Below are 10251 nucleotides of genomic sequence, written 5' to 3'. Positions count from 1 at the left end.
TGGGGCGGCGGCTTTCTCATCCTATCTGCCGAACGGCGTTCGGCAGATAGGAGGCAACGATCCTAGTCTTTTTGTCGGTGAAGCTCATCCCACAATTTCGTGGTGCCGGCTTCCTGCGCTTTGTTCGTATACTGAGCCGCTATCAACCACCCCTTGATCGGACGCAGGGGAAGGATCGTCGTCAGTATCAAAACGGGCACACCCGTCAGAAAATGCACCCACCATGGCGGTTGGGCCATAATTTGCAGCATTATGATAAAAATTACACCGGGAATGCAGGCGAACAACTGCACGAAAACGGCCGGGCCGTCCGCTGGATCGGCAAAAGCATAATTCAGCCCGCAGACTTCACACGCGTCCCTGACGGCCAGAAAGCCATCGAATATATGCCCTTTACCGCACCGAGGGCACAAACCGCGAATGCCTGTGTAGACGGGCGAGAGTGGTGCCCAATGCTGTGCTACAGTCCCATCGATACGTTCAAAACCATCCATCCAATGCCTCCAGACAGGCAGATGGCCCTTCGGTCCCCGTCACGCAACTGGACGTATTGTCCAACCTGCCCCTTCAAGTGGCGGTGTTCGGTAAAGTTCCGAGTCAATGACTTGGCTTCACCTGACCTTCTGCAGCCTCACGATGTCCAGCCTTCACACATCGCGTCTCTGCTAATCACGATACACCGGCGGTCGCTTTTCCATACCCGCGGTTAGCGCCTCGCGGTGATTGTCCGATGCCATCAGCGCAGTCTGCTCGCGCGATTCGGCCATCAGAATCGTCGCTGCATCGGTTTCCCACGGCAGATCGAGCAGACGCTTGGCCGCGCGGATCGCATCCGGGCTGGACGACGCGATGCTCCGCGCCATTTCCATCGCCACCGCCAGCGGATCGTCGGCGACATGGCTGACAAGCCCCAGCGCCGCCGCTTCGGCTGCCTTCATCCGCTTGCCGGTAAACACGATCTCCCGCGCGACATCGCTGCGTACCAACCCGCGCAGCAACGCGATGCCGCCCATGTCGGGCGCGATGCCCCAGCGGATTTCCATCATCGCGCATTCCATGTCGGGCGCCGCGACCCGGATATCCGCGCCCAACATCACCTGAAAGCCCGCACCGAAGGCAAAGCCATGCACCGCAGCGATGACCGGAACCGGCAATGTCCGCAGCCCCCAACCGCATTGCTGGAACAGGTTCGCGTCTCCATGCGTGCGCGGCATCAAGTCGCGCAGATCCGAAGACTCTGCCAGCGCCGCCAGATCGACCCCCACGCTGAACGCGCGGCCCTCGCCCGAAATCACGACGCAGCGAATGTCGCGCCGCCCTGCTATCTCGTCGATCCGCCCGGCCAGCGCCTTGAACTGCACATCGTCAAACGCATTCATCTTGTCCGGTCGGTTGAGCCGAACATGCGCAACGCCATCGGCGACGTTCAGCAGGACGCGACCCTGCAAATCTGCTTGCGATACCATGTCGGTCTATTCCTCGATCAGATCCAGATAAGCGACCACGTCGTTGCTGGTTTGCAGAAACAAACCCATCTGCACGTCCTCGCTCTGCGTTGCGGCCAGGGCGAGCGCCTCGGCAAGCGTACCATACAGCAGCGTCGCCGCCGCGCCGCCGTCGGCATCGTCAAGATGATAGAGCCTAACGGCCACATCGCTGGAAATCGTACGCATCCCGGCATAATGCGGATGATGTCGCCAACAGGCAAGCGGCACGCGGGGAAACGGGCATGACGAGCTGGCTGGGAACGATCGTTGCCGAGATCGCACGGGAAATGGCCGATGCGTCGGATCGCGGGACTGTGGCCGATTATATCCCGCCGCTTGCCAAGGTTCCGTCCAGCCGATTCGGTATCGCTGTGGTGGAGGCGGACGGCACCTGCCACGCTGCGGGCGACGCGGACATGCCCTTTTCGATACAGAGCGTATCGAAGGTTTTCGGCCTGACCCTCGCACTCGGCATGGTCGGCGATGCGCTGTGGAAGCGCGTCGGACGCGAGCCGTCGGGCAGCGCCTTCAACTCCATCGTTCAGTTGGAGACCGAATTGGGCATCCCGCGCAACCCTTTCATCAACGCCGGGGCCATCGTCGTGTCCGATATTCTGCTGGGGCGTAACGAACCGCGCGAAACAATCGGCGAGATTTTGCGCTTCGTGCGCGGGCTAGCCGGGGACGAGAGCATCGGCATCGATGAGGAAGTCGCCCGCGCCGAACAGGATACCGGCTTTCGCAACATGGCGCTGGCGCAATATATGCGCGCATTCGACAACATCCATCATCCGGTCGAACGAACGCTGGGAATCTATTTTCATCAGTGCGCGCTGGCGATGAGCTGTCGGCAACTGGCTCTGGCGGGCCGTTATCTGATGTGCGGCGGCACCAATCCGGAGACTGGGCGCACGATTGTCTCACGGCAACGGGCGCGACGCATCAATGCGCTGATGATGACCTGCGGCCATTACGATGGATCGGGGGAGTTCGCCTTCCGCGTCGGTCTGCCGGGCAAATCCGGGGTCGGCGGCGAAATATTGGCGATTGCGCCCGGTATCGCTTCCGTTGCGGTATGGTCGCCCGGCCTCAATGCGCGCGGCAATTCGCAACTGGGTACGCTGGCGCTGGAACGCCTAGTGCAGCGTACGGGATGGTCAGTGTTCGATCCCGCGCCGCCGGTAGACGACTAGGCCAGCGCAGGCTCTTCCGCGGTCATGCCCACAACTCGGGCCAGATCGGCGTCATCGATTGGCTCGTCGAATCGCAAGCCAAAGCCTTTGGGACTGGTGCTGACAATGCGGCCGAAGACTTCCAGATTCCCAATCGTCAAGCAGATCGGCACATCGCGCCGGTCCATCAGATAGGCTAGGCGCGGGCGGAACATGGCCCCGCCGCTGGAAATATCCGTAACTCGCCCTTCGAATGTGACCATACGATCGATAACGATCAGGGAGCCGTCAAGTGTGCACTCATAGCGTGCAGCGGCGCGGCTGAAGGTTTTCTTGGGACCGAAGAGGCGACGCAGTGAAATAGTCATGATGCGATGCTTTCCTGTTCAACCGGCTTTGCTGTCGGGCGTGCGATAGGCGACGTCGTCGGTTTGCGATATATCCTCGCCAACCGATTGCTGTTCCTGCGCGATGTTCATGCGACGCCGCAGCATTTCCATTTCCAGCCGTGCCCCTTGCAGACCACTGGACAGATCGGGACCTTCGCCCGCCAAGCCTTCGCCTTCCAGCACGTTCAGCCGGTCGAGCAATGCCGTCAGACGTGCCTGATTGCGGTCATTCTGCGCGATCATGTCGGCGAGGATCCCGTGATCGCTCCGGCGCCCCGCCTCGATCTTCCCGATGGACTGACCCAGAGTTTTCTCGATCGAGCGCGCAAAGCTGCGCTGGCTCAACATCACGTCGCGCACTTCGGCGCGCAGTTTCTTCCGCTCGCGCCGTGCGGACAGCATCGGATTTCCAGCGAACAACGAACTGAACCAGCGCCTCGGCGCAGCGCTCGCGACAGGCATGGGCGCCGCGGACAACGGCGCATCGGTACTGTAATCGAGCAATTCGGATTGCAGCGCCACCATCCGGTCGAGCTGAGCGTGAAGCTGCGGCCCGTCCAGCGCACCTTGTCGGTCGATACCGGCATTCATGCCATCCAGCATCTGCCTAATCGTTGCGCGGTCGCGCTCGGCCATGTCGAACAGACCCTGAAACTGGCCGACCATCATAGTTTGATTACGCGCCAATTCGGCCACGACATCGGCAATGGGTTGGAGCAGCGGCGTCGGATCGGACACCTTCTGCACCGACTGAGACAGCGTCGTAACGGCGTTCGCCATATGCGCAATCGACTGCTGCGCATCGGCATTGATGTTCGCACCACCGGCGACTGCCTCCCGCAAGTCGCGCAATTGTTTGCTGCCCACTTCAAGAGCGCGCACGACGCCGCTCATGTCGGCGCCAGCGCCCGAGTGGCTCTCACCTTGCGCGTTTTCAAGCGCTGCAAGGTTTGACAACCAATGTTCGAATTCGTTGCGCAGCGTCTTCATCGCGCTGGTCATGAAGCGTTCCAGCGCACCCAGAACCATCGACGTCATAAGGCCGAAGAGCGAAGAGGAGAAGCCGACGGACATACCGTTCAGCGGCGCCTTCATACCTTCGATCAGCTTGCCGAAGCTGTCGCCACCGGCATTGCCGGACACGTCCATCCCGCCGATCAGGTCGCCCACCGAATGCACGGTCTTCATCAGCCCCATGAACGCGCCAAGCAGCCCCAGGAACACCATCAGGCCGGAGAAGTATATGAGCGTCGACTTGCGATCGTTGATGCGCTGGTCGACATCGTGCAACAGTACCTGGACGGTGGCATTGGAAATCTGGAACCCGTCCTTCTTGCCCAGCTCTTCGGTAATCAGCCGATAGCCTTGCCCGAGCAATTCGGGTTCCTGAAACACGATCGCAGGATGGCGATAGGGATCAAGCGGGCGGCGTGATCGGTCGCCATAGTCGACTTTCAGCGCCTTGAGCGCCTGCACTTCGTTCTGCAGGTTCAGCACATGGCGGAACGCAATGCCCGCCGCGAGGCCGAACACTGCGAAGATCGACAGGTTCAGCGCGACTTTGGCCTTGATGCCGGCAATCACGAATTCGTGCGCGTACACGCCAAGGCCAAGCAGAACCAGCATGACCATGGTCATTTTCAGCAGTTCGGATCGGATTTTCTGTTCCATCGTCACATATACTTTCGCTGATAGTGCCCCGTCAGGGTTTCAGAACGACACGGACGTTGTGGCCATCCTTGGAGGCCGGGTCCGATACGCGGATCTGGGTATAGATATCGGCAGGCTTGATCCCCGCGCGAACCAGCAGGTTGCGCGTCATCGCGGCCCGGTAATAGGCAAGGCGCTGCGCTTCGGTGATCGAGGAGTTCTGCGGCGCAAAGGACCAGATTTCATATTTCATGCCCGGGGCCTGACGGGTCTGGAGGAAGTCGAGCACCTGCTTGGACGTTTCGTCATTGTAACGCACTGCCATCGGCTCGAACGATACCTTCAACAGAACATCGGCAGTCTTGACTTCGACGCCCTTGGAATCGTCGGGTTGCTCCATGGCCTTGACCTGGATCTTCAGCGTGTCGGCGGTTTCCCGCGTCCGGATGGTCAAGGCTTCGCTACCGTTGATAGGCTTGTCAGTGCGCAATATGTCGCCCAGCTCGGCATTGGAGCTTCCGGCTTCTGCCGTAACCTGCTGCGTGGCTGTCTGGCTTTTTGCGCCTTTGCCATTGGCTCCGGCGGCATCGTCCTGCGCGCTTTTCTGCTTCGCTTCGATCTGCGCCTTGAAATTCTGAAGGGTACGCTGGGACAGAACCATCACCGCTGCGCTCATGATGACGAGCAGGAACGTGACGACCATGATAACGGTCGTCAGGACGTCGACAAACGCCGGCCAGTGATTGACTTCGCCTTCTGCTGAAGCACCCGCCACGAATATTCCCCACATATTGGCCGCATGGCTGCACGCGGACCGGTTTCAAGAGCGATTGGTAGACAATTAACCTTAATAAACCCTCACCAGCATTCGCCGGCTATGCGGCCCGGCTGGCGGCTTGCTGATTGCGCATCATCATGAGGATTTCCGCGCGCGGGCGGTCGGCAAAGATCTTGCCGTCCTCCAGCCAGATCACGCGGTCCACCAGATCGAGCAACGCCATGCGATGCGTGGCGATCACTAGCGTCCGGTCCTTCGCGACGTCGCGCAATCCTTCCATCACTGCTTGTTCGCTGTTGATGTCCATCGCGGCCGTAGGCTCATCGAGCAGCAAGATCGGCGGATCGCGCAGCAAGGCGCGGGCCAAAATCACCGATTGGCGCTGTCCACCCGACAGCTTGACGCCATTGGGACCGACATTGCGGCCATAGCCTTCCACGCTACGGCTGACGAACCGGTCGAGACCCGATGCGGCAATAGCACGTTCGACGATATCGGCTTCCGGCTCGGGCAAGCCCAGCAGGATATTGCCCCAGATCGACGTGTTGAACAGCGTCGCGTCCTGCGCCGAATAGGAAATGCTCTGCCGCAGATGGCTAACGGCATATTGATCGATAGCGTTGCCGTCGATGGTGATCGCGCCGCCCTGCGGCTGATGCAGACCGGCCAGCAACTGCAGCAGCGACGACTTGCCCGACCCGGAGCGTCCGATCAGCGCGATCTTCTCCCCCGGCTTGATCGTCAGGGTGATGTCCTTCAGGCTCGGCGTGGCCGCTTCGCTATAGGAAAAGACGATGTTCTGCAGGCGGATGTCACCCTTGATCGCGCGCGTCTTGACGGCGGGATCGGATGTCTCACGCTCCGGCTCGGCACCCAGAATCTTGGAAAGCGCAGCGAACTGCGACAGGCTCTGATAGCCTTTCGATACGATGGAGATGGCAGCGGACACCGGGACCATTGCCCGGCCCGTAAGCATCGTGATCGCGACGAGCGCACCGGTCGTCATGATCCCGGCCTTGATCTGAAACACGCCGATGATGACGACCATCACGGTCACGACCTGCACAAGCAGCCCTGCCATAGATGTCGGCAAGTCGTTCCACTTGCGCGCGACTTTCGAACTGATGCCGATATGGTCGGACACGATGTCCCATTGGCGCAGAAAATGCCGTTCGGCCTGATTCGCCTTGATCGTCGTCAACCCTTCGGTCACGTCGACGACAAGGTTGCTGCGCGCGTGCATCAGCTTGGACGAACGGCGGCTCGACAGTTTGAGAGCATAGGCTGCCGTAATCCCGACGAGTACCATGGCCCCAGCGCCGACAATCGGCCCCGCAACCGCCCAGCCACCGATTAAGCCGATGAGCGCAACATAGCCGAAGAAGAACGGCACATCGACGCAGAAGGTCACGATTGCCTGCGGAACTAGGAGCGAAAGCCCCTCGACATCGCGCAGCGCCGTCATCAATCCGCCCACGCTGTTGTCGGCATGACCGATACGCGCATGGAGATAGGACGCCATCGCCCGGTTCTGGATCGCCTGCCCCACGCGTACGCCGACGGCATCGATGTACCCGCCGCGCACATGCTTGAAGACAAATTCGAACACCAGAACGAGTGCAACACCCGCCGACAGCGCCCAAAGCGATTCGATCGCCAGATTGGGCACGACGCGATCATACACAGCGCGCATATATAGCGGGATCGCCAGTGCGCACAGGTTGAGCAACACCGCTGCAAGGAGCAACTGTCCCAGCCGCTTGCGTTCGCTGAGGAACGTACCGACCAGCCACAGCCGCGGGTTGCGCCGTACGAAGGTCCGCTCGTCGTCCAGGTCAAGCCCATTGGCCGGATCGACATGACCGCACACCAACACATCCTCGCTCGCCACTTCTTCAAGGACCGGCATCGGCACCAGCTTCTCCCCGGTAGCATCGATGATCGTACCATGCGGATCGTCACTTAAGCCGATGAGCAAAACTGAGCCACCGTCGCGCAATTGAAGCACGATGGGCAGATCCTGGGGCGTCAGACTGCGCAGCGGACGGATGTCCCACCGCGCATCCAGTCCGGCGCGCGCCATCGCGATGGGGGCGAGTCGCGGGTCCATGAAACCATTGGGGAGGGGGAGCGCAGCGATCAGCATGTCGCGCGGTGTCGGCTTCCCGCACAGTGCGCTCAGCCGCTCCAGGCAAGTCACCAGCGAAGCAGGTTCGATCGATCCGTTCCAGTTGCGCGCCGCTATAGAAGCGTGTCGCGCCCGCTCGGAACGCGAATCGGGCGACGCGCCCAATCCTATGGCCGCCATCAATCGCCCCACGAGGCTAACGCCGCTTTGATCGTTTGAAGCATGCATTTTAGTACGGTCCCCACGTCTGTCGTGGGATCATTAAACATTCTTAAGGATAATGAGTGGTAAACGCCGCTGAGATTTTTCGGGGACCACGACATGAACTTCAGTGCGATAAGGGATCGAATCATCCGGTCGATGGGTGGCGCCAGCCTTTACGAAGGTGTGAGCAGCCGCGAACTTGCCGCCGCTTTCGCAGGCGATGTAAAGGTAGCCAACGCACCGATCGACGGCATTGCACCGTGGAGCGCGCGCATCCGCACCGACCGCCAGACGCGCGTGCTAAAGGTGCTGACCGTCCTCGTCGTCGCGTTCCTTGCCTGGGCGATCTTCTTTCAGGTGGACAAGGTTACCCGCGGCGCGGGCCGGGTGCTCCCCTCCGTCCAGAATCAGGTCGTGCAACATCTGGAAGGCGGCATCGTCACCGATCTGCTGGTCAGCGAAGGTCAGCGCGTCCGCAAGGGCCAGATACTGATGCGCGTCAGCAATCAGTTCACCACCGCCGATTTCGAAAATGCGCGCACAGACGTCGTCGCCAAGCGAATTGCCCTCGCGCGCATGGACGCCGAAGTCAGCGGCGCATCCAACTTCACCGTTCCGGCCGATCTGGCGAAAGCCGCGCCGGATATCGCCGCATCGGAAGAAGCGCTGTTCTATTCCAGTCGCAATCAGAGGGGGCAAGAAACCGGCATCATTGCCGAACAATCGCGCGCCCGCCGGGCGGAGATCGCCGGTCTGCAGTCACGGCTCAAGAACCTGCGCAGCGAACAGACGTTGATGATGACCCAGCTCGGCAAGCTGGAACGGGCCTATGAAGCGGAAGCCATTTCGGAGCGCGAAGTCCTGGAAAAGCGCTCGCTCCTTCTCGCACTCCAGACACGGATCGCCGACGTTGAAAGCCAGATTCCGCAGGCGATGGCGCAACTGAGCGAAACCTCTGCCCGTCGCGGTGAAGTGTGGACCAAATCGGTGCAGGAAACCAAAGTCGAAGCGGCCAAGCTTCGCATGGAACTGGCCAAGGCCGATGAGACGCTGGGCGCCTATACCGACAAGGAATCGCGCGAAGAGATCCGCGCACCGATGGCGGGTATCGTCAACAAACTCTATGTGCAGACCGTCGGCGGCGTCATTCGCGGCGGCGAACCCATTGTGGAAATCGTCCCGGTCGACAAGGTCGTGATGGTCGAAGCTCGCATCGCGCCCAAGGATCGTGGCCAGGTATGGTCCGGCCTGCCCGCCAACATCAAGATTTCGGCCTATGATTCGGCCATCTACGGCGGTCTGGAAGGCAAGGTCGTGGATGTATCGCCCGACGTCATTCAGGATACGAAGGGTGAAGTCTTCTATCGCGTCCGCCTGCGCGCCGACACGACGCAATTTGGCGCAGGGAAACCCGTCATCCCCGGCATGACCGCCGAAGTGAACATCAAATCGGGTCGCCAGAGCATCATGGACTATATTCTGGGCCCGCTCATTCGCATCCGCGACAGCGCGCTGCGGGAGTAGTTACACAGCGGTACGGCGCGCGAATTCGACATAGAGTTCGCGCAGCCGCGCGGCGACCGGGCCCGGTGCGCCATTGCCCACCGTCTGCCCGTCCATCTGGACCACCGGCATGACGAAGGTCGAGGCGCTCGTGTGAAAGGCTTCCTGCGCCATGTGAATCTCGGCGACGGTAAAGCTGCGCCGCTCTAGCGCTATGCCTGTTTCCTGCGCCAGCGCAGCCACCGCTGCGCCGGTGCACCCCGGTAGAACAGCGTGCGAATTGGGCCGAGTCACTAGCACATCGTCCTGCGTCAGAATGAAGGCGGTGGCCGATGCGCCTTCGGTCACGGCACCGCTATCGTCGACCATCCACGCATCATCGCACCCTGCCGCCTGCGCCTCCCGCTTCGCCAGCACCTGCGCCAGCAGCGCCACGCTCTTGATATCCCGACGCGCCCAGCGCAGGTCAGGAACGGTCTTTACCGCGATTCCCCGGCGTGCGGCTGGAGATTCGACGATGGTTTTCGGTGTCGCGAACATCACCAAGGTCGGCGTGAGATCAGGCGGCGAGAGAAAATCGCGGCCTGCATCGGTTCCGCGCGTAATCTGAAGATAGACGAGTCCCTCGGTCATGCCATTGCGCGTCACAAGTTCCCGCTGCGCGTCTTCAACAGCGTCGAGCGACAATGGCAACGTCAGGTCGATTTCCCCGCAAGAGCGCGCAAGCCGCGCCAGATGCGCCGCGCTGTCCACCAGCCTGCCGTCCAGCACCGCCGCCACTTCATAAATGCCATCCGCAAACAGAAAGCCGCGATCCAGTATAGACACTTTGGCGTCGGCAAGCGGCAGGAAGCCGCCATTGAGATAAGCGATGGCAGTCACGATAGTCTTTCATGCTTGGGAAGCGACACAGATAAGCCGACACATAGCAATCCATGCG

General features: G+C 60.8%; 10 protein-coding genes. 2 read left to right on the top strand and 8 right to left on the bottom strand.

Annotation, left to right across the window (positions count from 1 at the left end):
- Positions 1–62: 62 nt before the first annotated feature.
- The 3 genes from LQ220_RS00760 to LQ220_RS00750 form a co-directional block, all read right to left on the bottom strand.
- A complete protein-coding gene (locus LQ220_RS00760; protein ID WP_230186382.1) occupies positions 63–494 on the bottom strand; it encodes a DUF983 domain-containing protein in 432 nt (143 codons plus the stop codon).
- 171 nt (positions 495–665) lie between these two features.
- Positions 666–1466, bottom strand: a complete 801-nt coding sequence (locus LQ220_RS00755) for a crotonase/enoyl-CoA hydratase family protein (RefSeq protein WP_230186381.1) — start codon at positions 1464–1466, stop codon at positions 666–668.
- Between the two features lie 6 nt (positions 1467–1472).
- Positions 1473–1673 (bottom strand): hypothetical protein, encoded by a 201-nt coding sequence (locus LQ220_RS00750; RefSeq protein ID WP_230186380.1) that lies wholly within the window; start codon positions 1671–1673, stop codon positions 1473–1475.
- 56 nt (positions 1674–1729) lie between these two features.
- Between LQ220_RS00750 and LQ220_RS00745 the strand changes: the two genes are divergently transcribed.
- Positions 1730–2680 (top strand): glutaminase, encoded by a 951-nt coding sequence (locus tag LQ220_RS00745; RefSeq protein ID WP_230186379.1) that lies wholly within the window; start codon positions 1730–1732, stop codon positions 2678–2680.
- On the opposite strand, the gene LQ220_RS00740 is transcribed toward LQ220_RS00745, so the two are convergent.
- The 4 genes from LQ220_RS00740 to LQ220_RS00725 form a co-directional block, all read right to left on the bottom strand.
- On the bottom strand, positions 2677–3027 hold the full coding sequence (locus LQ220_RS00740) for a PilZ domain-containing protein (protein WP_230186378.1): 351 nt from the start codon (positions 3025–3027) through the stop codon (positions 2677–2679). The two genes, LQ220_RS00745 and LQ220_RS00740, sit on opposite strands and share 4 nt — an antisense overlap.
- Before the next feature lie 18 nt (positions 3028–3045).
- Positions 3046–4719 (bottom strand): hypothetical protein, encoded by a 1674-nt coding sequence (locus LQ220_RS00735; RefSeq protein WP_230186377.1) that lies wholly within the window; start codon positions 4717–4719, stop codon positions 3046–3048.
- Positions 4720–4750: 31 nt separating this feature from the next.
- Positions 4751–5473, bottom strand: a complete 723-nt coding sequence (locus tag LQ220_RS00730) for a hypothetical protein (protein ID WP_230186376.1) — start codon at positions 5471–5473, stop codon at positions 4751–4753.
- Between the two features lie 100 nt (positions 5474–5573).
- Positions 5574–7832: an ATP-binding cassette domain-containing protein gene (locus LQ220_RS00725; protein ID WP_230186375.1), complete on the bottom strand. Its 2259-nt coding sequence runs from the start codon at positions 7830–7832 to the stop codon at positions 5574–5576.
- A gap of 93 nt (positions 7833–7925) precedes the next feature.
- Between LQ220_RS00725 and LQ220_RS00720 the strand changes: the two genes are divergently transcribed.
- Positions 7926–9332 (top strand): HlyD family type I secretion periplasmic adaptor subunit, encoded by a 1407-nt coding sequence (locus LQ220_RS00720; protein WP_230186374.1) that lies wholly within the window; start codon positions 7926–7928, stop codon positions 9330–9332.
- Here the strand turns inward: LQ220_RS00720 and LQ220_RS00715 are convergent, their stop codons facing one another.
- Complete coding sequence (locus tag LQ220_RS00715; protein WP_230186373.1) at positions 9333–10193, bottom strand: D-amino-acid transaminase; 861 nt, start codon at positions 10191–10193, stop codon at positions 9333–9335.
- Positions 10194–10251 lie beyond the last annotated feature (58 nt).

The sequence above is a fragment of the Sphingobium sp. CECT 9361 genome (genome assembly GCF_918741285.1).
Lineage (GTDB): Bacteria > Pseudomonadota > Alphaproteobacteria > Sphingomonadales > Sphingomonadaceae > Sphingobium.
This window is presented reverse-complemented; position numbering and strand designations above follow the sequence as displayed.